Source organism: Pseudomonas oligotrophica (genome assembly GCF_021726475.1).
Lineage (GTDB): Bacteria > Pseudomonadota > Gammaproteobacteria > Pseudomonadales > Pseudomonadaceae > Stutzerimonas > Stutzerimonas oligotrophica.
In genome coordinates this window covers 403,234-429,488 of the sequence record NZ_JAKJRU010000003.1, presented here as the reverse complement: position 1 = coordinate 429,488, position 26,255 = coordinate 403,234, and the positions used below count along the sequence as shown (strand labels likewise).

Below are 26,255 nucleotides of genomic sequence, written 5' to 3'. Positions count from 1 at the left end.
GCTCAGTCCACCTCGCCACACAGGCTCGCCGCGCGCAGCAGCGCGGCGGTGATGGCGTGGCGCTCCCATTCCGGCAGTGCGGCGAAGCGCATGCGGAATTCCGGCGGCAGCAGCGGCGGCGCCTCCTGCAGCAGGGCAAGGCCGGCCGCGGTGATCAGCAGCCACTGGCGGCGCCGATCCGCCTCGTCACGGCGACGCAGCAACAGGCCGCGCTCCTCCAGCCGGTCGAGCTGGCCGGAGAGCGTCGCCGCGGTCAGGCTGACCCGCCGGCTGAGCGCGCTGGCCGTCTGCTGCCCCTCGCTGGCCAGCACCTGCAGGATCATCCGCTGCATCGGGGTGAGGCCGCCGAAGCGCGCCAGGCGCTTGGCGTGGACCTCGGCATCCTGCTGCAGCCGGCGCAGCGCCTGGAACAGCGGCAGGTCCAGCCCATCGACCGACAGATTCGTTTCGACTGAAACTTTTTCATCATTCATATTGCCGAAACCACACGACCAATAACTTTGACATGAAAGCACTTATTTGCTTTGGTGTAAAAACGTGACCGCCTGGCGACGACGGCGGCTTCGGCCCGCGGAAGGCTTCCAGCGCGCCTGAACCACCGCGCGACGCACCGGTCACACTCCCCAACGGCACAACCGGTAAGGATCCTATGTGTGGCATAGCTGGAGAACTTCGCTTCGATAATCAACCGGCCGACCTGGCCGCGATTGAACGCATCACCCAACACCTCACCGCCCGCGGCCCCGACGCCTGCGGGTTCCACAGCCAGGGCCCGCTCGCCTTCGGCCACCGGCGGCTGAAGATCATGGATCTGTGCGAGGCCTCGGGCCAGCCGATGCTCGACCCGGCCCTGGGCCTGGCCATGGTCTTCAACGGCGCCATCTACAACTACCCCAAGCTGCGCGCCGAGCTCGAAGGCCTGGGCTACCGCTTCTTCTCCGACGGCGACACCGAGGTCCTGCTCAAGGGCTATCACGCCTGGCGCGAGGCGCTCCTGCCGCGGCTCAACGGCATGTTTGCCTTCGCCATCTGGGAGCGCGACAGCCGCCAGCTGTTCATCGCCCGCGATCGCCTGGGCGTCAAGCCGCTCTACCTGTCGCGCAGCGACAAGCGCCTGCGCTTCGCCTCCAGCCTGCCGGCGCTGCTGCAAGGCGGCGACATCGGCGGTGAGCTGAACCCGGTGGCGCTGAACCACTACATGAGTTTCCACGCCGTGGTGCCGGCACCCGACACCCTGGTCGCCGGCATCGAGAAGCTGCCACCGGCCAGCTGGATGCGCGTCGACGCGGCCGGCACGGTGACCACCCAGCGCTGGTGGGAGCTGACCTTCGGCGCCCGCGCCGAGGAACAGGACTACAGCTTCGAGGACTGGCAGCAGGCCACCCTGGACACCCTGCGCGAGGCCGTGGCGATCCGCCAGCGCGCGGCGGTGGACGTCGGCGTACTGCTTTCCGGCGGCGTCGATTCGAGCCTGCTGGTCGGCCTGCTGCGCGAGGCCGGGGTCGGCGAGAATCTGCTGACCTTCTCCATCGGCTTCGAGGATGCCGGGGGCGAGCGCGGCGACGAGTTCAAGTATTCGGACCTCATCGCCGAGCACTTCCAGACGCGCCACCATCAGTTGCGCATCCGCGAGCGGGAAATCCTCGAGCAGCTGCCAGCGGCCTTCCGCGCCATGAGCGAACCGATGGTCAGCCATGACTGCATCGCCTTCTACCTGCTCTCGCGCGAGGTCTCGCGGCACTGCAAGGTGGTGCAGAGCGGCCAGGGCGCCGACGAGCTGTTCGCCGGCTACCACTGGTACCCGCAGGTGGACGGCGCCAGCGACCCGCTGGCGGCCTACCTGCGCGCCTTCCGCGACCGCGACTACGACGAGTACCGCGCGCTGATGCAGGACCAATGGCACCGCGGCGACTTCTCCGGCGACTTCGTGCGCCGGCACTTCGCCGCGCCCGGTGCCGAGGCCGCGGTGGACAAGGCGCTGCGCATCGACAGTACCGTGATGCTGGTCGACGACCCGGTCAAGCGCGTCGACAACATGACCATGGCCTGGGGGCTGGAGGCGCGCACGCCGTTCCTCGACTACCGCGTGGCCGAGCTGTCGGCACGCATCCCGGCGCGCTACAAGCTGCCCGAGGGCGGCAAGTACGTGCTCAAGGAAGCCGCGCGCCGGGTGATCCCCGCCGCGGTCATCGACCGGCCCAAGGGCTACTTCCCGGTGCCGGGGCTCAAGCACCTGCAGGGCGCGACCCTGGACTGGGTCCGCCAGCTGCTGCTCGACCCCAGCCAGGACCGCGGCCTCTACAAGCCCGAGGCGATCGAGCGCCTGCTCGCCGACCCGGAGGGCCAGCTGACCCCGCTGCGCGGCTCCAAACTCTGGCAGCTGGCGGCGGTCAACCTATGGTTGAGCGAACAAGGCCTCTAAGAACCGCCGCAGGCCCCGCGTTGCCGAGCGGCATGCGGGGCGCGGGCCATCTCAAGGAAACGCACCATGCAGAAGTCTCAAGCCTACGGACAGCGCCTGCTGCGCGGACAGACGCCGTCCTACCAGCGATTGCAGCAGCGCCTGGCCGGCGACGGCCTGGATGAGCCGGCCGGCCCGGTCAGCGTGCACTGCGGCTGGGGGCGCATCCTGATCGGCCATACCTTCGCCGACCCGGCGGCCCTGGCGGCCGACCTGCTCAACGAGCAGCCCGGCGAGCGCGACATCGCCCTCTACGTCGCCGCACCGCACCAGGTGCTGGCGCATGCCCCGCAGCAACTGTTCCTCGACCCCTCGGACACGCTGCGCATCTGGTTCACCGACTACCGCCCGGCGCAGAAGGGCGTGCGCGGCTTCTGCGTGCGCCGCGTGCAGAGCGATGCCGACTGGCAGGCGGTCAACGCGCTCTACCAGTCGCGCGGGATGATGCCGGTCGAGCCCGGGCGCTGCACGCCCTGGGACGAAGGCGGGCCGGTGTACTGGCTGGCCGAGGACGAAAGCTCCGGGCAGATCATCGGCAGCGTCATGGGCCTCAACCACCTCAAGGCCTTCAACGACCCGGAACACGGCTCCAGCCTCTGGTGCCTGGCGGTCTCGCCCAGTTGCGCACGGCCCGGCGTCGGCGAGGCGCTGGTGCGCCACCTGATCGAGCACTACATGGGCCGCGGGCTGGCCTACCTCGACCTCTCGGTGCTGCACGACAACCGCCAGGCCAAGGCGCTCTACGCCAAGCTCGGCTTTCGCGACCTGCCGACCTTCACCGTCAAGCGCAAGAACAGCTTCAACCAGCCGCTGTTCCTCGGCCCCGGGCCGGAGGCCGAACTCAACCCCTACGCGCGCATCATCGTCGACGAGGCGCGCCGGCGTGGCATCGACATCAGCATCGACGATGCCGAGGCCGGGCTGTTCACCCTGGCTCAGGGCGGCCGGCGGGTGCGCTGCCGCGAGTCGCTGTCGGACCTGACCTCGGCGGTGAGCATGACGCTCTGCCAGGACAAGCAGCTGACTCACCGCACCCTCGCCCGCGTCGGCATCCGCCTGCCGGCACAGCGCCTGGCCGGCGGCGCCGAGGACAACGCCGCGTTCCTCGCCGAGCACGGCAGCCTGGTGGTCAAGCCGGTGAACGGCGAACAGGGCCATGGCGTCGCCGTCGACCTGCGTGACGCCGAGGCCGTCGAGCAGGCCGTGCAGCGCGCCCGCCAGTACGACAGCCGGGTGCTGCTGGAGAGCTTCCACCCGGGGCTGGACCTGCGCATCGTGGTGATCGGCTACGAGGTGGTCGCCGCGGCGATCCGCCGTCCGGCCGAGGTGATCGGCGACGGTCGCAACAGCATCGGCGCGCTGATCGAGGCGCAGAGCCGGCGCCGCCAGGCGGCCACCGGTGGCGAGAGCCGCATCCCCCTGGACGAGGAAACCGAACGCTGCCTGCAGGAGGCCGGCCTGACCTACGACAGCGTGCTCGAACAGGGCCGGCGCCTGGCGGTGCGCCGCACGGCCAACCTGCACACCGGCGGCACCCTCGAGGACGTCACCGCCCAGTTGCACCCACAGCTGGCCGAGGCGGCGGTCCAGGCCGCGCGCGCGCTGGACATCCCGGTGGTCGGCCTGGACCTGCTGGTCGAGGCCGCCGACCGGCCGGAGTACGTGTTCATCGAGGCCAACGAGCGGGTCGGCCTGGCCAACCACCAGCCGCAGCCGACCGCCGAGCGCTTCATCGACCTGCTCTTTCCGCTCAGCCAGAACCCCCACTGAGCGACGCTGCACCGCGCACCGGCCGCCCCTGGCGCCGGCTGCGCTGGCGTTTCCCTTGCAAGCACGCGGCCGCGGCGCCGCGACGGAGTCTGCCCCATGCATGCAACGCTTCCCGAACCGGACCTGAACTACCTGCAACGCGTCTTGCTGGAGATGCTCGCCATTCCCAGCCCGACCGGCTTCACCGACACCATCGTGCGCTACGTCGCCGAGCGCCTGAAGGAACTCGACATCCCCTTCGAGCTGACCCGCCGCGGCACCATCCGCGCAACGCTCAAGGGCCGCCGCTACAGCCCGGACCGTGCGGTCGCCGCCCACGTCGACACCATCGGCGCCATCGTCCGCGAGATCCACGAGACCGGCCGCGTCGCCCTGGCCCCGGTGGGCTGCTGGTCGAGCCGCTTCGCCGAGGGCAGCCGGGTCAGCGTGTTCACCGACAGCGGGGTGATCCGCGGCAGCGTGCTGCCGCTGCTGGCCTCCGGGCACGCCTTCAACACCGCGGTGGACGAGGCGCCGATCAGCTGGGACCACGTCGAGCTGCGCCTGGACGCCTACACCTACAGCCGTGCCGAGACCCTGGCACTGGGGGTCAACGTCGGCGATTTCGTCGCCTTCGACCCGCTGCCAGAGTTTGCCGAGAACGGCTACATCAGCGCCCGCCATCTGGACGACAAGGCCGGCGTCGCCGCCCTGCTCGCCGCGTTGAAAGCGGTGGTGGACAGCGGCCGCGAGCCGCCGATCGACATCCACCCGCTGTTCACCATCACCGAGGAGACCGGCTCGGGCGCCGCCGGCGCCCTGCCCTGGGACGTCAGCGAGTTCGTCGGTATCGACATCGCCCCGGCGGCCAAGGGCCAGGCGTCCAGCGAGCATGCGGTCACCGTGGCCATGCAGGATTCGGGCGGGCCCTACGACTACCATCTCTCGCGCCACCTGCTAAAGCTCGCCGGCGAGCACGAGATCCCGGTGCGCCGCGACCTGTTCCGCTACTACCACAGCGACGCGCAGTCGGCGATCGAGGCCGGGCACGACATCCGCACCGCCCTGCTGGCCTTCGGTTGCGACGCGACCCACGGCTACGAGCGCACCCACATCGACAGCCTGGCGGCCATGGCGCGCCTGCTCTCGGCCTACATGCTGAGCCAGCCGGTGTTCGCCAGCGACGCGCAGCACAGCCAGGACTCGCTGGACCGCTTCAGCCACCAGCTCGAGCACGACGCGCAGATGGAGAGCGATACCCGGGTGCCGCCGGTCGACTCCCTGCTGGGGCGCCAGCCGGACCAGGGCTGAGCGCAGGCGTGACGGGTTGCCGGCTTCGTCACGCCAAGGGTTGCCCGACGCGGCCGAGGCCGGCACAGTAGCGCTCCCCCTGCGCGACCGCTGGTCTGCGTCGCGCCGGTGGGCTGCATTGTTTCCCGCACGGTGTTGTGCACGCGAGCCCCGGTTCGCCCTGTCATACGGAAATCGACATATTGCTGCGTCTCTGCCTGGCCCTGTTGGTTATGTTCCTGTCCGTCCGGGCCTGGGCGTTGCCGGCCGTGATCGTCGACTCGAGCGATTTTCGCCAGAACCTCGGCCCCTCGGTCCTCTACCTCGAAGATCCCGACGGCTCGCTCAGCCTGGAGCAGGTCCTGGCGTTGTCGGATGCCGAGCTGCAGCCGATTCGCGGCAAGCACCTCAACCAGGGCAAGAACACCTCGACCTGGTGGCTGCGCGTGCGCCTGGACAACCGCCTGGCGCGGCCGCTGGAAGGCTTCGTCGAAATCAACTACGGGCTGCTCGACCGCATCGAGCTGTTCGCCCAGACCGCTGACGGCCAGCTGAGCCGCCAGCTGTCGGGCGATGCGCTGCCCTTCGCCGAACGCCCGGTGAAGGTCAGCACCTTCTGGTTTCCCCTCGACCTGGCACCGGGCACCACCACCCTGGTGCTGCGCATCAAGACCAGCAGCACGCTCTACGTGCCGCTGTACTTCTCCAGCGTCGCCGCCAGCGCCGCGGCCCAGGAGTTCAGCGCCAACATCGGCGGCGCCTTCTACGGCGTGCTGTTCGCGATGTTCTGCTACAACCTGTTCCTGTTCGTCTCGCTGCGCGAACCGGCCTACTTCTGGTACCTGATCTACAACCTCAACGTCGGCCTGTTCGCCCTGGCCTTCGACGGCGAGCTGAACAAATGGCTGCCGGACAACAGCGCGATGTCGACCATCGGCATCTACCTGCTGATGTTCAGTCACTGCCTGATCGCCATCCAGTTCAGCCGCCACTTCCTGCATACCCGTCAGCACTTCCCGCGCCTGGACAAGGGTCTGCGCATCGCCCTGCTGCTGGCCCTCGGCGCGCTGCTGTCCGGCCCGCTGCTGCCGCTGCAGGCCTGGAGCGTGCTGTCGAGCATCACCGTCATCATCACCTCCATCGGCCTGCTGGCCACCGGCGCCTTCGTCTGGCGCCATGGTGTGCGCTACGGGCTCTACTACACCCTGGCCTGGGGCGTACTGCTGGCCTCGTTCATCATCGTCACCGCCGGCTCGCTGGGCCTGGAGCTGTTCGGCCTGTACGGCCCGGCGGTGGTCAAGGCCAGCGTCGCCTTCGAGCTGATCACCCTCTCGCTGGGCCTGGCCGACCGCATCAACCGGCTCAAGGAGGAAGGCTTCCGCTCGCGCCGCGCCGCCGAGCAGGCGCACAGCGAGAGCGAGGCCAAGAGCCGCTTCCTGGCCAAGATGAGCCACGAGATCCGCACCCCGCTCAACGGCGTGCTGGGCATGCTGCAGCTGCTGCGCGAGACCCAGCTCGACCGCAGCCAGCGCTTCTACCTGGACACCATCACCAGTTCCGGCAATTCGCTGATGAAGGTGATCAACGACATCCTCGACTATGCCCGCATCGGCTCGGGCAAGCTCAGCCTGGAAGACATCGAGTTCGACCTCGAGGCGCTGGTCTCCGAGACCATCAGCCTGTTCGCCGCCCAGGCGCTGGAAAAGCAGCTGAGCCTGCACGTCGGCCTGCATGCCCAGGTGCCGCGCCGCGTGCGTGGCGACCCGACGCGCCTGAAGCAGGTGCTGATGAACCTGCTGAGCAACGCCCTGAAGTTCACCGACAAGGGCTACGTGCGCCTCGACGTGGTTTGCAGCCAGCCGCTCGAGGGCCAGCCGCGCCTGCATTTTTCCGTCACCGACAGCGGCATCGGTATGCGCCCGCAGGTCATGGCCAAGCTGTTCCAGTCCTTCTCCCAGGGCGATTCGAGCACCACCCGGCGCTACGGCGGCAGCGGCCTGGGCCTGGCGATCAGCAAGGAGCTGGTGGAAATGATGCAGGGCCAGATCGAGGTGCAGAGCGCACCCGGCGCCGGCAGCCGCTTCAGCTTCGACATCCCGCTGCACGCCGTCGAGGAGGACCACGACCCGCTGCCGGCGCTGCTCGGCGGCCAGCCGGCGCTGCTCGCCTCGCTGGACCTCCAGGGGCTGGATTCGCTCGGCCACCTGTTGCGCCGCTGGGGCATGCGCACCGAGCGTTGCCACGAGCCAGGGCGCCTGCTCGACTACCTGGACGACTACAGCGCGCCGCCGTTGCTGGTGCTGCTCGAACCCTGGCCGGGCTCGCCGCAGGAATGGGTCCGCCAGCTGGAGGCGAAGCACGCGCCGCAGCAGCGCGTGCTGCTGCTGTCCTCACCGCTGCACCGCCAGCCGCCGACCTCGCAGCACCTGCGCCTGGCCTGCGTGTCGCTGCCGCTGCAGAGCGCACCGCTGCGCGAGGCGCTGCACGGGCTGTACGAAGGCGCACCCCGCGATGCCGCACCCGGCACTGCCCTGGCGCCAGCCGATGCGGCGCCGAGCATCCTGGTGGCCGAGGACAACCCGGTCAACCAGATGGTGCTGCGCGGGCTGCTGCACAAGCGCGGCTATGATGTCAGGCTGGTGGAGGATGGCGCGGCGGCGGTGCGCCTCTATCGGCGCGACCCCGGCGCCATCCAGCTGATCCTGATGGATTGCGAGATGCCCGAGCTGGACGGCTACGAGGCCAGCAGCCAGATTCGCGCACTGGAGATCGAGCGCGGCCTGCCGCGCGTGCCGATCCTCGCGGTGACCGCCCACCCGCGCGATGAACAGCAGCGCCGCGGAAGTGCCGCCGGCATGGATGGCTTCGTCGCCAAACCGCTGGTGGCCGACGACCTCTACGCCTGCCTGGACCGCCACCTGCAGCCGCTGCCGACGAACGACGCGCCCACGAGAGAACGATGCTGATACCCCACCACCTGCTCGAAGCCGACACCCTGACCCGCCTGATCGAGGATTTCGTCACCCGCGACGGCACCGACAACGGCGACGAAACCCCGCTGGCGACGCGGGTCGAGCGCGTGCGCCGGGCGCTGGAAAAGGGCCAGGCGGTGATCCTCTTCGACCCCGACAGCCAGCAGTGCCAGCTGGCGCTACGGCGCGACGTGCCGAAGGAGTGGTTGGAGGATTAACCGAGCAGCGCGCTCTCGCGCTCCCAGGCGCAGCGCAGGCGCATGTCGCTCTGCTCCGGGCTGTGGCAGCCCGAGTCGGTTTCCCAGCGAAAGGTGTGTGCGCCGTTCAGCTCGGTCTCCAGGTGCACCACTGCGCTGCTCCAGTACAAGCGCCGCAGCAGTGCCTCGAAATGCTGTACCCACAGCGACCACTCGTACTCGACCGCCGCGTAGCTGGCGCCGAAGTGGATGATCTGGGTGTGGTAGAGCCCCTGCTCCGGCTCGCCGCAGAAGGAGAACATCTCGCGGCCGAGGAACGGCCAGCCCTCGCCGCTCGGCAACGCATCCAGCGCGGCCAGGTTGCTGGCCCGGCGCCGGCGGCATTCCTCCGGATCGAGGGCCGGCCAGTCGCGGATGCAGCCGTAAACGATGGATTCGGACTCCAAGCGATAACTCCGGGGCCAGGCATGGACGGGCAGGCTTTCTAGCACAGCCCCGACCCGGCGGTCACCCGCAGCACGGCGGGATTTGACGCATGCCACACGGGCACGCTCAGCGCCGCGGCGCCAGGCGCAGCGCCAGCAGGGTCATGCACGCGCTCATGCCGGCCAGCACCAGGAACGGCAGGCGATAGCTGCCGGCCAGGTCGCGGCCCAGGCCGGTCAGCACCGGCGACAGGCAGGCCAGGCTGTAGCCGGTGCAGAGCATCATCGCGGTCAACCGGCTGACCGCCAGCGGCGAGCCGGCTTCGTACATTGGCAGCACCAGCGCCAGCGAGAAGGTGCCGTTGAGCGCCACGCCCAGCAGCATGCAGACCAGCAACGGCTGCCACTGCGGCTGCAGGGCGATCAGCCCCAGGCAGGTGGTCGCCAGCACGCCACAGCCGGCCATCAGCAGATGCCGCCGGCCGAAACGCTGGGCCAGCCAGGGCATGGCGAAGGCGCTCGGCAGGCCGATCAGCATGAAGCCGCTGAAGAAGGCATTGCTCTGCAGCAGGCTGAAGCCGACCTCGTGGTAGCGCGCCACCAGCCAGGTGGCCAGGGCGTAGAACAGCCCGGCCTGCAGGGCGAAATAGAGGCTGACCAGCCAGGCCCGCGGCTCTCGCCAGGGCAACCCGGCGCGCTGCTCGCCGGGGGCCTCGGCACGGTTGGGCAGGCGCAGCCAGAACGCCAGGGCCAGCAGGGCCGGCAAGGCCCAGAACGCCAGGCCCAGGGTCCAGCGATCGCCGAGCAGCGCGGTCACCGGCGCGGTGAGCACCACGCCGAGGGTGCCGCCGATGGCCATGCTCAGCGAATACCAGGCCGCCGTCTGGCCGATCCGCTCGAGGAAATAGCGCTTGATGTAGCCCGACAGCAGCGGGCCGGCCACGGCGATGCCGGCTCCGACCAGCGCCGCGGTGGCAATCAGCAGCAGCGGCTGCTGGCCGAACAGGCGCAGCGTCAGCGCCACAGCAATCAGCGCCAGGCACAGCACGAGGGTGCGCTCCAGCCCCCAGCGCACCGCCAGGCGCGGCGCCAGCGGGGCCAGCAGGCCCATCAGCAGTACCGGCAGCGCGGTGGTCAGGCTGACCACGCCGCGGCCCAGGCCAAGGGCCTCGGCAATGCGTTCGATCAGCGGGGCGAAGGAGGTGATGCCGGGGCGCAGGTTGATGGCCGCCAGGACCAGGGCCAGCATCAGGAGCGTTCGGGAGGGCGTTTTCACCAGGCTTCGGCTCGATGGGCGGGGCAGGCAACCCTACCCCCGCCTCCCTCGAGCGGCAAGCATTGTGGACCGGACGATCAGCTTTTGCCCTTGCTGCGCTTCTTCTCGGCGAGCAGGGCCATCTCGTCGTAGATCGCCTGCGGGTTGTGCTGCTTGAGTTGCCAGGCCAGGCGGCCCTCCTCGTGCGGCAGGATCATGAAGGTGCCGCGGGCGACCTCCTGGTGGATGTAGTCGGCGATGTCCGCTGCGCTGATCGGCGAACCGGCCAGCAGCTTGGCGACCTGTTCCTTCATTGCCGGGGTCGGCCCGCGGAACGAATCGAGCAGGTTGGTCTGGAAGAACGACGGGCAGACCACGTGTACCGCCACCTCCTGCTGGCGCAGCTCCACCAGCAGGCTTTCCGACAATGCGACCACCCCGGCCTTGGCGACGTTGTAGTTGCTCATCGCCGGCGCCTGCATCAGCGCGGCCATCGAGGCGATGTTGATGATCCGCCCCTTGCTGCGCTGCAGCAGCGGCAGGAAGGCCTTGCAGCCCTTGACCACGCCCATCAGGTTGATCGCGATCTGCCAGTCCCAGTCTTCCAGCGACAGCTCCTCGAAGAAGCCGCCGGAGGCGACCCCGGCATTGTTGACCAGCACATCGATGCCACCGAGCTTTTCCTCGCAGGCCTGGGCCAGGGCGATCAGCTGGCTGTAGTCACGTACGTCGCAGCGCTGGGTGAAACCGTCGCCACCGGCCGCGCGGACCAGCGCCAGGGTTTCGGCCAGGCCCGCCTCGTTGACATCCGCAAGCGCCAGGCGCCAGCCCTCGCGCGCCCAGCGCAGGGCGATCTCGCGCCCCAGTCCCGAACCGGCTCCGGTAATCATCATCCGCTTGTGCATGGTTTCGCCGCCTTGTGGTTTGCTCGCGTTGCGCCGGAGTCTAGCGAAAGCGCCCCGCGCGGCCGCCGACCATCAGGCCGCTGAATGCCCCTGGCAAAACGTGCCGGCAGCGGCACGCCGAAACGAAAAAGGGCAGCCCGAGGGCTGCCCTTTTCGTGTACCGCCAGGCGTGATCAGTGCGCGACTGCACCGCTGGCGCCCAGGCCGGTCTGCGAGCGGATGAACTGCGGGAAGAAGCGCGCACGCTCCTCGTCCGCCGCCTTGGACTTGTCGGTGATGGAGAAGAACCACAGGCCGAAGAACGAAGCGAGCATCGCGAACAGCGCCGGGTACTTGTAGGGGAAGATCGCCTGCTCGAAGTGCAGGACATCGACCCAGACGGTCGGGCTGAGGATGGTCAGCGCCAGCGCGGTGACCAGGCCCATGGCACCGCCGATCAGCGCGCCGCGGGTGGTCAGGTTCTTCCAGTACATGGAGAGGAACAGGATCGGGAAGTTGCAGCTGGCTGCCACGGAGAAGGCCAGGCCCACCATGAAGGCGATGTTCTGGTTCTCGAAGGCGATGCCGAGGAGGATCGCGACCACGCCCAGCGCCAGGGTGGTGCGCTTGGTCACCTTCATCTCGTCCTCTTCCTTGGCCTTGCCCTGCTTGATCACGCAGGCATAGAGGTCGTGCGCGACCGCCGAGGCACCGGCCAGCGCCAGGCCAGCGACCACCGCCAGGATGGTGGCGAAGGCCACGGCTGAGATGAAGCCCAGGAACAGGTTGCCGCCGACCGCCGAAGCCAGGTGGATGGCCACCATGTTGGTGCCGCCGACGATGGCGCCGCTGGCGTCCTTGAACTCCGGATTGGTCATCACCAGCAGGATCGCGCCGAAGCCGATGATGAAGGTCAGGATGTAGAAATAGCCGATGAAGCCGGTCGCGTAGAACACGCTCTTGCGCGCTTCCTTGGCGTCACCCACGGTGAAGAAGCGCATCAGGATGTGCGGCAGGCCGGCGGTGCCGAACATCAGCGCCAGGCCCAGGGAGATCGCCGAGATCGGGTCGGACACCAGGCCGCCGGGGCTCATGATCGCCTCGTGCTTGGGATGCAGTGCCACGGCCTCGGAGAACAGGCGGCTGAAGTCGAAGCCGACGTTGTACATCACCATCACGGCCATGAAGGTCGCGCCGGAGAGCAGCAGCACCGCCTTGATGATCTGTACCCAGGTGGTGGCCAGCATGCCGCCGAACATCACGTACATGACCATCAGCACACCGACCATGACCACCGCGACCAGGTAGTCCAGGCCGAACAGCAGCTGGATCAGCTTGCCGGCGCCGACCATCTGGGCGATCAGGTAGAAGGCCACGACGATCAGCGAACCGAAGGCCGAGAGCACGCGGATGGGCGTCTGGCCGAGGCGGTAGGAAGCGACGTCGGAGAAGGTGAACTTGCCGAGGTTGCGCAGGCGCTCGGCCATCAGGAACAGGATCACCGGCCAGCCGACGAGGAAGCCGATCGAGTAGATCAGGCCGTCGTAGCCGCTGGTGAACACCAGCGCGGAGATGCCGAGGAAGGACGCCGCGGACATGAAGTCGCCGGCGATCGCCAGGCCGTTCTGGAAGCCGGTGATGCTGCCGCCAGCGGTGTAGTAGTCGGAGGTGGAGGTGTTGCGCTTGGCCGCCCACTTGGTGATGCCCATCGTGAAGATGATGAACACCACGAACATGCCGATCGCGGTCCAGTTGGTCGCCTGCTTCTGGACGTCGCCAGTCAGGGCATCGGCGAACGCCGGGGAGGCTGCCAGCAGGGCGGCAGCGGTCAGGAGACGGGCAAGCATTATTTCTGGGCCTCTTTCAGGATTTCCTGAGTGATGCGATCGAACTCGCCGTTGGCGCGTTGCACGTAGACGCCGGTCAGGGCGAAGGACAGGAAGATCAGGCCCAGGCCTGCGGGGATGCCCCAGGTGGTCACGGACCCGGCACCCAGCGGTGCACCCAGCAGCTGCGGATCGAAGGCAATCACCAGAATGAAGGCGAAGTAGGACGCCAGCATGATGATGGCCAGTCCCCAGGCGAAACGACCACGCTTGGCTACCAGCTCCTGGAAGCGCGGGTCGGCATTGATCTGCCGGTAAACATTTTCATTGTTCATTGGATTGTCTCCACACGATCACAGGCCGCCCGCTGGCGACCAGGCGGCTAATTTACGGTCGGGCGGGCGCTTTTCTAGGCGACTTTAGTCTGGCTGCGCGCCGGCCAAACATCCGGAATAGAGCGACGCGAACATTCTGAAATATCTTTCAGGCCAGGCGCCACGCGGCCTCGGCGGTTTCCGGCACAGCTTTTGTCGGCGTTCGGCAACATGAATCTTGCGCATGGAAAGCGACGAAACGAGAGACGATCTCATCCAACCGGCGGACCCGCACAGCGGCTCGGTGGCCACATCCACCGCCCTGCCCGCCCCCCTGTCTGCGCCTGCCGCGCTCGGCTAAGATGCGCGCCCCCCGCCCAGCACGCCGCCGCCATGCACTCATCCGCTCGCCGTTCGCCGCTTCTGCTGTTTCTCTTCGCCAGCGTGCTGGCGCTATCGGCCATGGCGCTGTTCTGGCAGCAGCAGGGCCAGGCGCTGCGACTGCCTGACCTGGGCCGGGCCGGCAAGCTGCAATGCGCCTCCTACAGCCCGTTCGACAAGGACCAGTCGCCGTTCGACAAGCCGCTGCAGCTGCGCCAGGCACGCATCGACGCCGACCTCGCGCTGCTCGCCGAGCGCTTTGCCTGCGTGCGCACCTATTCGATGGAGGGTCTCGAGGCGGTGCCGGCGCTGGCGCGCAAGCACGGCCTGCGCCTGCTGCTCGGCGCCTGGGTCAGCAGCGACCCGCAGGCGACCCGCCGCGAGATCGACCGCCTGATCGACGCAGCCAGGGCCAATGCCGACCTGGTCGACGCGGTGATCGTCGGCAACGAGGCGCTGCTGCGCAAGGAAGTCACCGCCGGGCAGCTGGTCGCGCTGATCGACGAGGTCAAGGCCGCGGTGCCGGTGCCGGTGACCTATGCCGACGTCTGGGAGTTCTGGCTGCGCCACCCGGAGGTCGCGCCCGCGGTGGACTTCCTCACCATCCACCTGCTGCCGTACTGGGAGGATGAGCCGACCGGCATCGAGGGCGCGCTCGAGCAGGTTGCCCAGGTGCGCCGGCTGTTCGGCAACAGCTTCGCGCCGAAGGACATCCTCATCGGCGAGACCGGCTGGCCGAGCGAGGGCCGCCAGCGTGAGACCGCCCTGCCCAGCCGCATCAACCAGGCGCTGTTCACCCGCGGATTCGTCGAGATGGCCGAGGCCAACGGCTGGCGCTACAACCTGATCGAGGCCTTCGACCAGCCCTGGAAGCGCATCAGCGAGGGTGCCGTCGGCGGCTACTGGGGGCTCTACGACGCCGACCGGCAGGACAAGCAGATCCTCGCCGGGCCGGTCAGCGACCTGCCGCACTGGCCGCGCTGGCTGGCCGCGGCCGGCGCGCTCTGGCTCCTGGTCCTGCTGCTGGCCGGCCGGCCACAGGAGCACCTGGAAGCCCTCGGACTGCCGCTGACCGCCGCGTTCGGCGCCTGCTGCATGGCCGCCTTCGCCGAACTGGCGCTGGTCAGCAGCCGCACCTTCGGCGAATGGGCCTGGGCCGTGGCCCTGCTCGGCCTGAACCTGCTGGTGCTGCTGCAGGCGGGCCTGGCCCAGGGCAGCGGCGCTGGCTGGCGCGGCGCCCTGCTCGCCCGGCTCGAGGCGCGCGCCGGCTGGCTGCTGCTGGGCGCCGGTTTCGCCGGTGCGGTGAGCATGCTGGGGCTGGTGTTCGATGCGCGCTATCGCGAATTCCCCAGCGCCGCGCTGCTGTTGCCGGCGCTGGTCTACCTGCTTCGCCCGGCGCCCGGTCCGCGCCGCGAGCTGAGCCTGCTGGCCGCGCTGATCGCCGCCGGCATCGCGCCGCAGTTGCTGCAGGAGGGGCTGGACAATCGCCAGGCGCTGCTCTGGGCGGTCACCGCCGTGTTGCTGGTGCTCGCCCTGTGGCGCGGCATTCGCGCCAGCGCGCGTCAGTCGCGCGGCTGAGCGCGGACCAGGCGCAGCGCCGCGAGCACCACGGCGAACACCGCGAGGCTGGCGCTGTAGAGCACCAGCGCGGCCGCGCCGAGGTGCAGCGCCACGGCCGCCAGCCACCAGCCGGCGCGGCGTGGCAGGCACAGCGCGAGCAGCGCGCCGCCCAGCGCCAGCCAGGCCAGCAGGCGCCAGTGGATGACCAGCCCGAGGGCGGCACGCAGCTGGCAGGCCAGTTGTTCCGGCTGGGCGAGGCAACTCTCCAGCCAGCGGGCATCCTCCATCAGCGCGAAGCGCAGCCAGTAGAGCAGCGCCAGCCACAGGCACAGCAGCAGGGAAACGGGCAGCAAGGCAGGCACACGCGACATCAGGGACGACTCCGGCTCGGCGAGGCGGCACAGCATAGCTGCCGCCGCGCCCGACGCAAGCCGCGCCACGCTGGCCGCGCCGGCGTCCCTGCTGCATGCTGATGGCGCAACGCTAACAAACCGCCGCTGCGCTGGTCATAGTGCAGGCAGATCGGCATTACAGCCGGTGACACCAGGGCTGCACGCCGCCCTGACGAAGCTGTATCGGAGGCTCACCATGTTGCAGTTGCTGCGCCTGATCCCCCTGCTGGCCGCCCTGGCGCTGCCGGCGCAGGCGGCGGACATCAGTCCCGAGGACTACGGGTTCCCGCTGGACAACCCCTTCGAGGCGACCATCGCCAGCACGCCGCTGGAGCTGCGCGCCTCGGTGCCGCTGGACGACGACATCGACCAGCGCGACTACAGCCTGCGTCTGCGCCCGGACCGCGAGTTCAGCCTGCCGGACAACTTCTGGCCGGTGAAGCGCCTCGGCTACCGCCTGGCCAGGCAGGACGGCCCGGCACCGCTGGTGTTCGTGATATCCGGCACCGGCGCGCACTATTCGGCGGCCAAGACCGAGTCGCTCAAGCGGTTGTTCTACAGCGCCGGCTACCACGTGGTGCAGCTGTCCTCGCCGACCAGCTACGACTTCATGGCGGCCGCCTCGCGCTATGCCACCCCGGGCTACAGCCGCGACGACGCCCAGGATCTCTACCGCGTGATGCAGGCCGTGCGCGCGCAGCAGCACAAGCTGCCAGTGACCGACTTCTACCTGGTCGGCTACAGCCTGGGCGCGCTCAACGCGGCCTTCGTCAGCGAGCTGGACGAGGCGCGCCAGAGCTTCAACTTCAAGCGCGTGCTGCTGATCAACCCGCCGGTCAACCTCTATACCTCGATCAGCAACCTGGACCGCCTGGTGCAGACGCAGGTCAAGGGCGTCGACGACAACACCACCTTCTACGAGATGATCTTCGAGAAGCTGACCCGCTATTACCACCGCAAGGGCTTCATCGACCTCAGCGACGCCCTGCTCTACGACTTCCAGCAATCGCCGCAGCGCCTGTCCGACGAGCAGATGGCGATGCTGATCGGCTCGGTGTTCCGCCTCTCGGCGGCGGACATCACCTTCACCTCGGACCTGATCAACCGGCGCGGGCTGATCACCCCGCCGGACTACCCGATCAACGAGGGCACCAGCCTGGAGCCGTTTTTCCGCCGCGCGATGCAGTGCAATTTCGACTGCTACATCACCGAGCAGCTGATTCCCATGTGGCGCGCCCAGTACGACGGCGGCAGCCTGACCCAGCTGATCGACCAGGTCAGCCTCTACGCCCTGGAGGACTACCTGCGCCGCAGCAGCAAGATCGCGGTGATGCACAACGCCGACGACCTGATCCTCGGCCCCGGCGACATCGGCTTCCTGCGCCGTACCTTCGGCGAGCGCCTGACGCTCTATCCGCGCGGCGGCCACTGCGGCAACCTCGACTACCGCGTCAACGCACGACACATGCTGGAGTTCTTCCGTGGCTAGGTTCCTATCCCTGCTGCCGCTGCTGCTGGCGGCCGGCACGCTCGATGCGCATGCGCGGCCGGCCGACGAGGACGGCTTCACCCGTCCGCTCGACACGCTGCGCTTCAACCCGGGGCTCGATCAGCGCGAGTTCGAGCGCGCCACCTTCCATGCGCTGGCGGTGCAAGACCCCTTCGAGTCGTTCAATCGGCGCATGTACCACTTCAACTACCGGCTGGACCAGTGGGTCATGCTGCCGGCGGTGCGCGGCTACCAGTACGTCACGCCGCGCTTCGTGCGCACCGGCGTGAGCAATTTCTTCAGCAATCTCGGCGAGATTCCGACGCTGGCCAACAGCGTGCTGCAGCTCAAGGGCAAGCGGGCGATGAACGCCACCGCGCGGCTGCTGTTCAACACCATCATCGGCGTCGGCGGGGTCTGGGATCCGGCGACCCGCATGGGCCTGGTCCGCCAGTCGGAGGACTTCGGCCAGACCCTCGGTCGCTGGGGCGTGCCGCGCGGCCCGTACCTGGTCCTGCCGGCGCTGGGGCCGTCGAACCTGCGCGACGCGACGGGCCTGGCGGTGGACTTCGGCATCGAGCGGCAGGTCGACTACCTGGACTACGCCCAGGCCAGCGGCGGCGAGCCCGGCATCACCGCGCTGCGCCTGGTGGACACCCGCTACACGACAGATTTCCGCTACGGCCAGCTGAACTCGCCGTTCGAGTACGAGCAGGTGCGCTACGTCTACAGCCGTGCGCGCGACCTGCAGGTGGACGAGTAGCCCTCAGCCCCGGCGATACAGGCTCGGCTCGCCCTCGGGCCGGGTCTTGAAGCGCCGGTGCGCCCACAGGTACTGCTCGGGCAGCGCGCCCACGGCCTGCTCGACCCAGTGGTTGATGCGCAGGCAGTCGGCCTCCTCGCTCTCGGCGGGGAAGTCCGCCAGCGGCGGATGGATCACCAGGCGGTAGCCGGAGCCGTCGGCCAGGCGTTCCTGGGTGAAGGGCACCACCAGCGCACGGCCGAGCTTGGCGAACTTGGTTGTGGCGGTGACGGTGGCCGCCGGGATGCCGAACAGCGGCACGAACAGGCTCTGCTTGCGGCCGTAGTCCTGGTCCGGCGCGTACCAGATCGCCCGCCCGGCGCGCAGCACCTTGAGCATGCCGCGCACGTCCTCGCGCTCGATGGCGCTGGCATCCAGGTTGTGCCGTTCGCGGCCGCGCCGCTGGATGTAGTCGAACAGCGGGTTCTTGTGCTCGCGGTACATGCCGTCGATGGTGTGCCGCTGGCCGAGCAGCGCCGCACCGATTTCCAGGGTGGTGAAGTGCAGCGCCATGAGGATCACCCCGCGCCCCTCGGCCTGGGCCTTCTGCAGATGCTCCAGGCCCTCGATGTGGGCCAGGCGCTGCAGCCGCGCGCGCGGCCACCACCAGCTCATTGCCATCTCGAAGAAGGCAATGCCGGTGGAGGCGAAGTTGTCCTTCAGCAGCCGCTCGCGCTCGGCCCGGCCCAGCTCCGGGAAACACAGCTCGAGGTTGCGCCGGGCGATGCGCCGCCGCGAGCCGGCGAAACGGTACATCAGCGCGCCCAGCAGGCGACCGAGGCGCAGCAGCAGCGCATAAGGCAATTGCACCAGCAGCCACAGCACGCCGAGGCCAAGCCACAGCGGCCAGAAGCGCGGATGAAGGAACAGCGGGCGAAAGCGAGGACGGTCCATAACCACTCTCGAACACGGAAACCGCGCATTCTAACGGCAAACCGCCGCCAGGCCGACCCGCGTGCCGGCCGTGCATCGCAGCCCGGGTCGCCCTTGCAGGAGACGGCACACCCCGTTATAAGTCCTCGCCATTTACCGCAGCAGGCAGACCATGAGCCAAGCCGAACCCGACACCCAAGCCCCCGCCTTCCAGCTCAAGGGCAGCATGCTCGCCATCACCGTGCTCGAACTGGTCCGCAACGACCTCGACAGCCTCGACCGGCAGCTCGCGGCCAAGGTCGAGCAGGCGCCGGACTTCTTCAACAACACGCCACTGGTGCTCGGCCTGGACAAGCTGCCCGAGGGCGGCCTGGAGGTCGACCTGCAGGCGCTGGTCGAGCTGTGCCGCAAGCACGGCCTGCTGACCCTCGCCGTGCGCACCGGCCAGGCCGCCTACATACAGGCGGCCGGGCACCTGGACATCCCCGTGCTGCCGCCCTCCGGCGCCCGCGAGCGCAAGCTCGACCTCGGCGGCAAGGCCCCGGCCAAGCCGGCCGAGCCGCAGTACCGGCCCAGCCGAGTGATCACCACGCCAATCCGCGGTGGCCAGCAGATCTATGCCCAGGGCGGCGACCTCATCGTCATCGCTCCGGTCAGCCCCGGTGCGGAACTTCTCGCCGATGGCAACATCCATGTCTACGGTCCGCTTCGCGGCCGCGCCCTGGCCGGCATCAAGGGCGACACCAACGCCCGGATCTTCTGCCAACAACTGGCTGCCGAAATGGTCTCCATCGCCGGTCACTACAAGGTCGCCGAAGACCTCAGACGCGAGCCATTGTGGGCCGAAGCCGTGAAGATCGGGCTCACTGGCGACGTGTTGAACATCACCCGCCTTTAACGGATACTGCCGCGAATTTTCCGCACCAAAACCGGGCTATCCCGCGCCGATCGGCTGCCGGGCCCGCTCTTCATATTTAGGGTGAACCACCTTGGCCAAGATCCTCGTAGTCACTTCCGGCAAGGGTGGCGTTGGTAAGACCACTACCAGCGCCGCCATCGGTACCGGCCTCGCTCTGCGTGGCCACAAGACCGTCGTGGTCGATTTCGACGTCGGCCTGCGCAACCTGGACCTGATCATGGGCTGCGAGCGCCGCGTGGTGTACGACTTCGTCAACGTCATCAACGGCGATGCCACCCTCGGCCAGGCGCTGATCAAGGACAAGCGCCTGGAGAACCTCTACGTGCTAGCCGCCAGCCAGACCCGCGACAAGGACGCCCTGACCCAGGAAGGCGTCGGCAAGGTGATCGACGAGCTGAGCCAGAACTTCGAGTACGTGATCTGCGACTCGCCGGCCGGCATCGAGAAAGGTGCGCACCTGGCCATGTACTTCGCCGACGAGGCCATCGTGGTGACCAACCCCGAGGTCTCCTCGGTACGCGACTCCGACCGTATGCTGGGCCTGCTGGCCAGCAAGTCCCGCCGCGCCGAGAACGGCCAGGAACCGATCAAGGAACACCTGCTGCTGACCCGCTACAACCCCGAGCGCGTCAACAAGGGCGAGATGCTCGGCGTCGAGGATGTCGAGGAGATCCTCTCGATCCGCCTGCTGGGCGTGATTCCCGAATCCCAGGCCGTGCTCAAGGCTTCCAACCAGGGCATCCCGGTGATCCTCGACGACCAGAGCGATGCCGGCCAGGCGTACAGCGATGCCGTCGACCGCCTGCTCGGCAAGGAAGTCGCACACCGCTTCCTCGACGTGAAGAAGCCGGGCTTCCTGCAACGACTTTTCGGAGGCCGTGAATGAACCTTTTCGACTTCTTTCGCGAACGCAAGAAGAAGGAAACGCCTGCGGCGATCGCCAAGGAGCGCCTGCAGATCATCGTCGCCCATGAGCGCGGCCAGCGCACCCAGCCCGACTACCTGCCGGCCCTGCAGAAGGAGCTGGTCGAGGTGATCCGCAAGTACGTCAACATCGACCAGGACCAGGTCCAGGTCGCGCTGGAAGACCAGGGCAGCTGCTCGATCCTCGAGCTGAACATCACCCTGCCGGATCGCTGAGCGACCGGTGTTTGCAGAAACGGCGGCCTTCGAGCCGCCGTCTTCGTTTGTGGAAAAACCATGCCGTTGAGCAATATCCGGATCATCCACCAGGACGCCGCGCTGCTGGTGATCAACAAGCCCACCCTGCTGCTCTCGGTGCCCGGCCGCGCCGAGGACAACCGCGACTGCCTGGTGACCCGCCTGCAGGAAAACGGCTATCCCGAGGCGCGCATCGTGCACCGGCTGGACTGGGAAACCTCGGGGCTGATCGTCCTGGCGCGCGATGCCGACAGCCATCGCGAGCTGTCCCGCCAGTTCCACGACCGCGAGACGGAGAAGGCCTACACCGCGCTGTGCTGGGGCGAGCCTGCGGCCGACAGCGGCAGCATCGACCTGCCGCTGCGCTACGACCCACCGACCAAGCCGCGGCACGTGGTCGACCACGAGCTGGGCAAGCATGCGCTGACCTTCTGGCGCGTGCTGGAGCGCTGCGGGCACTACAGTCGCGTCGAGCTGACGCCGATCACCGGGCGCTCGCATCAGCTGCGCGTGCACATGCTGTCGATCGGTCATCCGCTGCTGGGCGACCGTCTCTATGCCCACGCCGAAGCCCTCGCGGCCCATGACCGCCTGTGCCTGCACGCCAGCCTGCTGTGCCTGAGCCATCCGCAGAGCGGCGAGCGGATGCGCTTCGAGTGTCCCGCCCCGTTCTGATCGGCCGCGCCACAGGCCATCGCCCAGGCCGATACGGTAGACTCCGGCGCATCGCAGTCCGGAGTCCACCATGCACGACAACCTCAACCAGGGCCTGATCGACTACCTCAAGGCCTCGCCGACGCCCTTCCACGCCACCTCCAGCCTGGCCAAGCGCCTGCAGGCGGCCGGCTACGTCCCCCTGGACGAACGCGAAGCCTGGCAGCTCGCCGCCGGCGGGCGCTACTTCGTCACCCGCAACGACTCCGCGATCATCGCCTTCCAGATCGGCAGCCGCCCGCTCAGCGAAACCGGCATGCGCCTGGTCGGCGCCCATACCGACAGCCCGTGCCTGCGGGTCAAGCCGCAGCCGGACCTGCAGCGCAACGGCTTCTGGCAGCTGGGCGTGGAGGTCTATGGCGGCGCGCTGCTGGCGCCCTGGTTCGACCGCGACCTGTCGCTGGCCGGGCGCGTCACCTACAGCCGCGACGGTCGCATCGAGAGCCAGCTGATCGACTTCCAGGCGCCGATCGCGGTGATCCCCAACCTGGCCATCCACCTCAACCGCGAAGCCAACCAGGGTTGGGCGATCAACCCGCAGAACGAGCTGCCGCCGATCCTGGCGCAGGTCTACAGCCAGGAGACGCCGGACTTTCGCGCCCTGCTGGCCGAGCAACTGGGCCGCGAGCACGACCTGGTCGCCGACGTGGTGCTGGACTACGAGCTGAGTTTCTACGATACCCAGCCGGCGGCGCTGATCGGCCTCAACCGCGACTTCATCAGCGGCGCCCGCCTGGACAACCTGCTGTCCTGCTTCGCCGGCCTGCAGGCGCTGCTGGCCAGCGGCCCCGAGCAGACCTGTGTGCTGGTCTGCACCGACCACGAGGAAGTCGGTTCGAGTTCGCACTGCGGCGCCGACGGTCCCTTCCTCGAGCAGGTGCTGCGCCGCATCCTGCCCGAGCCGGACGCCTTCAGCCGCTGCATCAACCGCTCGCTGCTGATCTCGGCCGACAACGCCCATGCGGTGCACCCCAACTACGCCGACAAGCACGACGGCAACCACGGGCCGAAGATCAACGCCGGGCCGGTGATCAAGGTCAACAACAACCAGCGCTACGCGACCAACAGCGAGACGGCCGGCTTCTTCCGCCATCTCTGCCTGGAAAGCGAGGTGCCGGTGCAGAGCTTCGTCACCCGCAGCGACATGGGCTGTGGCTCGACCATCGGCCCGATCACCGCCAGCCAGCTGGGCGTGCGCACGGTGGACATCGGCCTGCCGACCTTCGCCATGCACTCGATCCGCGAGCTGGCCGGCAGCCAGGACCTCGCCCACCTGGTGAAGGTCCTGACCGCCTTCTATCGCAGCAGCGAACTGCCCTGAACGGCCATGGCCGGGTGCGGCAGGCACCCAGCCATGCGCTCAGCGAAGGCTCGGATCGATCACCAGGGCGAGCTTGCCGGACACCTGGTTGCCGGCCAGCTCGGCGAATGCCGCCTCGGCATCGGTCACGGCGAACGAGCGCTCCAGACGCGGCGACAGCTGGCCGCTGGCGAACAGCGGCCAGATCCGCTCATGCATCTCGGCGAGCAGACCGGCCTTGTAGTCCGCATCGCGGCTGCGCAGGGTCGAACCGATCAGCTGGATGCGCTTGCTCAGCAGGCCGGCGAGGTCCAGCTCGGCCTTGCGCCCGCCCATCAGGCCGATGATCACCCAGCGGCCATCCATGCCCAGCAACTGCAGGTTCAGCGGCGCGTACTTGGCCCCCACCGGGTCGAGAATCATGTCGAAAGGCGCGAAATCGCGCAGCGCCTCCAGCGCCTCGCCACGCAGCACGCCGCCCTCGGCCCCCAGCGATTCGCAATAGGCCAGCCGCTCGGCCGAACCGACGCTCACCCAGCAGGGGTTGCCCAGCGCCTTGCACAGCTGGATCGCCGCCGAGCCGACGCCACTGGCGCCGGCGTGCAGCAAGACCTTCTCGCCGGGCTGCAGCGCACCGAGGCGGAACAGGTTCAGCCAGGCGGTGGCATAGACCTCCGGAACCGCGGCGGCTTCCTGCAGCGACAATCCGTCGGGGACCGGTAGCGCATGCCGCGCGTCGACCACCACCTCCTCGGCCATGCCGCCGCCGGCCAGCAGCGTGCAGACGCGATCACCGACGCGCCAGTGGGAACCGGCCCCCACTTCGCTGACCACGCCGGCGCATTCCAGGCCGAGGATATCGGTGACACCGGGCGGTGGCGGATAGTGTCCGGCGCGCTGCAGCAGGTCCGCGCGATTCAGCCCGGCGGCCGCCACGCGGATGCGGATCTGCCCTTCGCCACAGGCTGGCGCCGGCCGCTCGGCCCACTCCAGTTCACCCTCGATACCTTGCAATGCCTTCATGCTGCCTCCATAGTGAGCCTTGCTACGCCCCGTCCCAACGCTACTCGCTGGCTGCTCGAACACCACCTGTAACCATCGGGCCCGGGTCTTCTACCGCCGGACGGACATGCCGCGGCGCTTACTACCAGATGGCCTAATATGCGTTATTCCTCAGCCTCACGTCGCCCCCAAACCATGAAACGCACGCTGCTCTGCACCCTTTCCGCCCTGCTGCTGAGCCTGCAGGCCACCGTCGCGCTGGCCAAGCCGGGCGAGAGCGGCCAGCAGTGGGACTACCTGCAGCCCGACCGCGACCAGGTGATCGCCAGCCTGAACATCGTCGAGCTGCTCAAGCGCCATCACTACAACAAGCCGCCGCTGAACGACGCCCGTTCCGAGAAGATCTTCGACAGCTACATCGAGATGCTCGATCCGTCGCGCAGCTATTTCCTCGAATCCGACCTGGCCGAGTTCCGCCAGTGGCGCGACCGTTTCGACGACCTGCTCAAGAGCGGCAACCTCGAACCGGGCTTCGTCATCTACAAGCGCCATCTGGAGCGGCTCCAGGGGCGCCTGGAATATGCGCTGGGGCTGCTGGAAAAAGGTGTGGACGGCTTCGACTTCGGCGTCGACGAAACCCTGCTGGTCGATCGCGAAAAGGCTGCCTGGGCGAAGGATGCCAAGGAGCTCGACGAGCTCTGGCGCAAGCGCGTCAAGGACGAGGTCCTGCGCCTGAAGATCGCCGGCAAGGAGCCCAAGGACATCCAGGAACTGCTGACCAAGCGCTATCGCAACCAGCTCTCGCGGCTGAACCAGACGCGCAGCGAGGACGTGTTCCAGACCTACATCAACGCCTTCGCGCAGTCCTACGACCCGCACACCCAGTACCTGTCGCCGGACAACGCCGAGAACTTCGACATCAACATGAGCCTGTCGCTCGAAGGCATCGGCGCGGTGCTGCAGAGCGACAGCGAGTACGTGAAGATCGTGCGCCTGGTGCCCGCCGGCCCGGCCGAGAAGAGCAAGCAGCTGGCGCCGGCCGACCGCATCGTCGGCGTCGCCCAGGGCGACGAGGAAATGGTCGACGTGATCGGCTGGCGGCTGGACGAAGTGGTCAAGCTGATCCGCGGGCCCAAGGGCTCGGTCGTGCGCCTGGAGGTGATCCCGGCGAGCAACGCTCCCAGCGACCAGACCAGCCGGACCGTGGCCATCACCCGCGAGGCGGTGAAGCTCGAGGAGCAGGCGGCGAAGAAGTCGGTGCTCAAGCTCTCGCACGAGGGCCAGTCGTTCAAGCTCGGCGTCATCGAGGTTCCGGCCTTCTACCTGGACTTCAAGGCACTGCGCGCCGGCGACCAGAACTACAAGAGCACCACCCGCGACGTGAAGAAGCTGCTCACCGAACTGGAGCAGGAGAAAGTCGACGGCGTCATCATCGACCTGCGCAACAACGGTGGCGGCTCGCTGCAGGAAGCCACCGAGCTGACCGGCCTGTTCATCGACCAGGGCCCCACGGTGCTGGTGCGCAACGCCGACGGGCGCGTCGACGTGCTCGCCGACGACAGCGCCGGGGCGCTCTACAAGGGCCCGATGGCCGTGCTGGTCAACCGCCTGTCGGCCTCGGCCTCGGAGATTTTCGCCGGCGCCATGCAGGACTACCACCGCGCGCTGATCCTTGGTGGCCAGACCTTCGGCAAGGGCACCGTACAGACCATCCAGCCGCTCAACCATGGCGAGCTCAAGCTGACCCTGGCCAAGTTCTACCGTGTCTCCGGGCAAAGCACCCAGCACCAGGGCGTCATCCCGGACATCAGCTACCCGGCCGATGTCGACACCAAGGAGATCGGCGAGAGCGCCTTGCCCGAGGCCCTGCCGTGGGACAGCATCCGCGCCGCGATCAACCCGGAGATGAATCCGTTCAAGCCGTTCCTCAGCGAACTCAAGGCACGCCACGACGCGCGTACCGAGGGCAATCCGGACTTCGTCTTCACCCGTGATCGACTGGCCCTGGCCCAGGAGCTGATGAACGAGACGAGCGTCAGCCTCAACGAGCAGAAGCGCCGCGCCCAGCAGGCCGACGTCGAACGCCGGCAACTGGCGCTGGAAAACACCCTGCGCGCTGCCAAGGGCGAGGAGCCGCTGGCGAAGCTGCAGACCGACGACGAGCAGACCGCGGCGCACGCCGAGGCACAGAAACCGAACCCGGAGAAGGACGCCTACCTGACCGAGAGCGGCCGCATCCTCATGGACTACCTGGGCCTGGCTTCGGCCATGGCGCGGCACTGAGCCGCA

Annotated in this window: 23 protein-coding genes; 14 read left to right on the top strand and 9 right to left on the bottom strand. The window is 68.3% G+C overall.

Features of this window, described 5'->3' with window-relative positions:
* Window positions 1-2: 2 nt before the first annotated feature.
* Window positions 3-473 carry a MarR family winged helix-turn-helix transcriptional regulator gene (locus L3N39_RS09085; RefSeq protein ID WP_237256999.1) on the bottom strand — a complete coding sequence of 157 codons (471 nt, stop codon included), beginning with the start codon at window positions 471-473 and terminating at the stop codon, window positions 3-5.
* Between the two features lie 176 nt (window positions 474-649).
* Between L3N39_RS09085 and L3N39_RS09080 the strand changes: the two genes are divergently transcribed.
* The 5 genes from L3N39_RS09080 (at window position 650) to L3N39_RS09060 (ending at window position 8,690) form a co-directional block, all read left to right on the top strand.
* Window positions 650-2,422: an N-acetylglutaminylglutamine amidotransferase gene (locus L3N39_RS09080; RefSeq protein WP_237256998.1), complete on the top strand. Its 1,773-nt coding sequence runs from the start codon at window positions 650-652 to the stop codon at window positions 2,420-2,422.
* A 66-nt stretch (window positions 2,423-2,488) separates the two neighbouring features.
* A complete protein-coding gene (gene ngg / locus L3N39_RS09075) occupies window positions 2,489-4,231 on the top strand; it encodes an N-acetylglutaminylglutamine synthetase (RefSeq protein ID WP_237256997.1) in 1,743 nt (580 codons plus the stop codon).
* A 96-nt stretch (window positions 4,232-4,327) separates the two neighbouring features.
* Complete coding sequence (locus L3N39_RS09070; protein ID WP_237256996.1) at window positions 4,328-5,521, top strand: osmoprotectant NAGGN system M42 family peptidase; 1,194 nt, start codon at window positions 4,328-4,330, stop codon at window positions 5,519-5,521.
* Window positions 5,522-5,700: 179 nt separating this feature from the next.
* Window positions 5,701-8,466, top strand: coding sequence for a hybrid sensor histidine kinase/response regulator (locus tag L3N39_RS09065; RefSeq protein ID WP_237257080.1), 2,766 nt, complete (start codon window positions 5,701-5,703; stop codon window positions 8,464-8,466).
* Entirely contained in the window at window positions 8,460-8,690 is a 231-nt protein-coding gene (locus tag L3N39_RS09060; protein WP_237256995.1) for a YheU family protein, read from the top strand. The genes L3N39_RS09065 and L3N39_RS09060 overlap by 7 nt, the downstream gene beginning before the upstream one ends.
* On the opposite strand, the gene L3N39_RS09055 is transcribed toward L3N39_RS09060, so the two are convergent.
* The 5 genes from L3N39_RS09055 to L3N39_RS09035 all read right to left on the bottom strand — a co-directional run bounded on the left by L3N39_RS09055 (window position 8,687) and on the right by L3N39_RS09035 (window position 13,394).
* Window positions 8,687-9,115: a hypothetical protein gene (locus tag L3N39_RS09055; protein WP_237256994.1), complete on the bottom strand. Its 429-nt coding sequence runs from the start codon at window positions 9,113-9,115 to the stop codon at window positions 8,687-8,689. The genes L3N39_RS09060 and L3N39_RS09055 overlap by 4 nt on opposite strands.
* A gap of 106 nt (window positions 9,116-9,221) precedes the next feature.
* Window positions 9,222-10,343, bottom strand: a complete 1,122-nt coding sequence (locus L3N39_RS09050) for an MFS transporter (RefSeq protein WP_237256993.1) — start codon at window positions 10,341-10,343, stop codon at window positions 9,222-9,224.
* 104 nt (window positions 10,344-10,447) lie between these two features.
* Entirely contained in the window at window positions 10,448-11,254 is an 807-nt protein-coding gene (locus tag L3N39_RS09045; RefSeq protein ID WP_237256992.1) for an SDR family oxidoreductase, read from the bottom strand.
* Window positions 11,255-11,427: 173 nt separating this feature from the next.
* A complete protein-coding gene (locus L3N39_RS09040; RefSeq protein WP_237256991.1) occupies window positions 11,428-13,080 on the bottom strand; it encodes a cation acetate symporter in 1,653 nt (550 codons plus the stop codon).
* Entirely contained in the window at window positions 13,080-13,394 is a 315-nt protein-coding gene (locus L3N39_RS09035; protein ID WP_237256990.1) for a DUF485 domain-containing protein, read from the bottom strand. The genes L3N39_RS09040 and L3N39_RS09035 overlap by 1 nt, the downstream gene beginning before the upstream one ends.
* A gap of 372 nt (window positions 13,395-13,766) precedes the next feature.
* Here L3N39_RS09035 and L3N39_RS09030 point away from each other — a divergent pair, with 372 nt between their 5' ends.
* Entirely contained in the window at window positions 13,767-15,332 is a 1,566-nt protein-coding gene (locus L3N39_RS09030; protein WP_237256989.1) for a glycoside hydrolase family 17 protein, read from the top strand.
* Here the strand turns inward: L3N39_RS09030 and L3N39_RS09025 are convergent.
* On the bottom strand, window positions 15,317-15,685 hold the full coding sequence (locus tag L3N39_RS09025; RefSeq protein WP_237256988.1) for a hypothetical protein: 369 nt from the start codon (window positions 15,683-15,685) through the stop codon (window positions 15,317-15,319). The two genes, L3N39_RS09030 and L3N39_RS09025, sit on opposite strands and share 16 nt — an antisense overlap.
* 217 nt (window positions 15,686-15,902) lie before the next feature.
* Between L3N39_RS09025 and L3N39_RS09020 the strand changes: the two genes are divergently transcribed.
* Both L3N39_RS09020 and L3N39_RS09015 read left to right on the top strand, forming a co-directional pair.
* Window positions 15,903-17,195, top strand: a complete 1,293-nt coding sequence (locus L3N39_RS09020) for an alpha/beta fold hydrolase family protein (protein WP_237256987.1) — start codon at window positions 15,903-15,905, stop codon at window positions 17,193-17,195.
* Complete coding sequence (locus tag L3N39_RS09015; RefSeq protein ID WP_431978014.1) at window positions 17,188-17,958, top strand: MlaA family lipoprotein; 771 nt, start codon at window positions 17,188-17,190, stop codon at window positions 17,956-17,958. The genes L3N39_RS09020 and L3N39_RS09015 overlap by 8 nt, the downstream gene beginning before the upstream one ends.
* Window positions 17,959-17,961: 3 nt before the next feature.
* Here L3N39_RS09015 and L3N39_RS09010 read toward each other — a convergent pair whose 3' ends face one another.
* A complete protein-coding gene (locus L3N39_RS09010) occupies window positions 17,962-18,891 on the bottom strand; it encodes a lipid A biosynthesis lauroyl acyltransferase (RefSeq protein WP_237256986.1) in 930 nt (309 codons plus the stop codon).
* Window positions 18,892-19,042: 151 nt separating this feature from the next.
* Here L3N39_RS09010 and minC point away from each other — a divergent pair, with 151 nt between their 5' ends.
* The 5 genes from minC to L3N39_RS08985 all read left to right on the top strand — a co-directional run bounded on the left by minC (window position 19,043) and on the right by L3N39_RS08985 (window position 22,985).
* Window positions 19,043-19,768 (top strand): septum site-determining protein MinC, encoded by a 726-nt coding sequence (gene minC / locus L3N39_RS09005; RefSeq protein WP_237256985.1) that lies wholly within the window; start codon window positions 19,043-19,045, stop codon window positions 19,766-19,768.
* A gap of 91 nt (window positions 19,769-19,859) precedes the next feature.
* Complete coding sequence (minD, locus tag L3N39_RS09000; RefSeq protein ID WP_237256984.1) at window positions 19,860-20,675, top strand: septum site-determining protein MinD; 816 nt, start codon at window positions 19,860-19,862, stop codon at window positions 20,673-20,675.
* A complete protein-coding gene (minE, locus tag L3N39_RS08995) occupies window positions 20,672-20,929 on the top strand; it encodes a cell division topological specificity factor MinE (RefSeq protein ID WP_003287467.1) in 258 nt (85 codons plus the stop codon). The genes minD and minE overlap by 4 nt, the downstream gene beginning before the upstream one ends.
* Window positions 20,930-20,989: 60 nt before the next feature.
* Window positions 20,990-21,625: an RluA family pseudouridine synthase gene (locus tag L3N39_RS08990; RefSeq protein ID WP_237256983.1), complete on the top strand. Its 636-nt coding sequence runs from the start codon at window positions 20,990-20,992 to the stop codon at window positions 21,623-21,625.
* Between the two features lie 70 nt (window positions 21,626-21,695).
* Window positions 21,696-22,985 (top strand): M18 family aminopeptidase, encoded by a 1,290-nt coding sequence (locus L3N39_RS08985; RefSeq protein WP_237256982.1) that lies wholly within the window; start codon window positions 21,696-21,698, stop codon window positions 22,983-22,985.
* Window positions 22,986-23,024: 39 nt separating this feature from the next.
* Here L3N39_RS08985 and L3N39_RS08980 read toward each other — a convergent pair whose 3' ends face one another.
* Window positions 23,025-23,987, bottom strand: a complete 963-nt coding sequence (locus L3N39_RS08980; RefSeq protein ID WP_237256981.1) for an NAD(P)H-quinone oxidoreductase — start codon at window positions 23,985-23,987, stop codon at window positions 23,025-23,027.
* Between the two features lie 174 nt (window positions 23,988-24,161).
* Here L3N39_RS08980 and L3N39_RS08975 point away from each other — a divergent pair, with 174 nt between their 5' ends.
* Window positions 24,162-26,249 (top strand): carboxy terminal-processing peptidase, encoded by a 2,088-nt coding sequence (locus tag L3N39_RS08975; RefSeq protein WP_237256980.1) that lies wholly within the window; start codon window positions 24,162-24,164, stop codon window positions 26,247-26,249.
* Window positions 26,250-26,255 lie beyond the last annotated feature (6 nt).

Coding starts and splice junctions, on each gene's coding strand:
- L3N39_RS08990 (WP_237256983.1), top strand. CDS start 20,990: ATGCCGTTGAGCAATATCCGGATCATCCACCAGGACGCCGCGCTGCTG.
- L3N39_RS09060 (WP_237256995.1), top strand. CDS start 8,460: ATGCTGATACCCCACCACCTGCTCGAAGCCGACACCCTGACCCGCCTG.
- minE (WP_003287467.1), top strand. CDS start 20,672: ATGAACCTTTTCGACTTCTTTCGCGAACGCAAGAAGAAGGAAACGCCT.
- L3N39_RS08980 (WP_237256981.1), bottom strand. CDS start 23,987: ATGAAGGCATTGCAAGGTATCGAGGGTGAACTGGAGTGGGCCGAGCGG.
- L3N39_RS09020 (WP_237256987.1), top strand. CDS start 15,903: ATGTTGCAGTTGCTGCGCCTGATCCCCCTGCTGGCCGCCCTGGCGCTG.
- L3N39_RS09045 (WP_237256992.1), bottom strand. CDS start 11,254: ATGCACAAGCGGATGATGATTACCGGAGCCGGTTCGGGACTGGGGCGC.
- L3N39_RS09010 (WP_237256986.1), bottom strand. CDS start 18,891: ATGGACCGTCCTCGCTTTCGCCCGCTGTTCCTTCATCCGCGCTTCTGG.
- L3N39_RS09080 (WP_237256998.1), top strand. CDS start 650: ATGTGTGGCATAGCTGGAGAACTTCGCTTCGATAATCAACCGGCCGAC.
- L3N39_RS09050 (WP_237256993.1), bottom strand. CDS start 10,343: ATGCTGGCCCTGGTCCTGGCGGCCATCAACCTGCGCCCCGGCATCACC.
- L3N39_RS09025 (WP_237256988.1), bottom strand. CDS start 15,685: ATGTCGCGTGTGCCTGCCTTGCTGCCCGTTTCCCTGCTGCTGTGCCTG.
- L3N39_RS09030 (WP_237256989.1), top strand. CDS start 13,767: ATGCACTCATCCGCTCGCCGTTCGCCGCTTCTGCTGTTTCTCTTCGCC.
- L3N39_RS09040 (WP_237256991.1), bottom strand. CDS start 13,080: ATGCTTGCCCGTCTCCTGACCGCTGCCGCCCTGCTGGCAGCCTCCCCG.
- L3N39_RS08975 (WP_237256980.1), top strand. CDS start 24,162: ATGAAACGCACGCTGCTCTGCACCCTTTCCGCCCTGCTGCTGAGCCTG.
- L3N39_RS08985 (WP_237256982.1), top strand. CDS start 21,696: ATGCACGACAACCTCAACCAGGGCCTGATCGACTACCTCAAGGCCTCG.
- ngg (WP_237256997.1), top strand. CDS start 2,489: ATGCAGAAGTCTCAAGCCTACGGACAGCGCCTGCTGCGCGGACAGACG.
- minC (WP_237256985.1), top strand. CDS start 19,043: ATGAGCCAAGCCGAACCCGACACCCAAGCCCCCGCCTTCCAGCTCAAG.
- L3N39_RS09085 (WP_237256999.1), bottom strand. CDS start 473: ATGAATGATGAAAAAGTTTCAGTCGAAACGAATCTGTCGGTCGATGGG.
- L3N39_RS09035 (WP_237256990.1), bottom strand. CDS start 13,394: ATGAACAATGAAAATGTTTACCGGCAGATCAATGCCGACCCGCGCTTC.
- L3N39_RS09070 (WP_237256996.1), top strand. CDS start 4,328: ATGCATGCAACGCTTCCCGAACCGGACCTGAACTACCTGCAACGCGTC.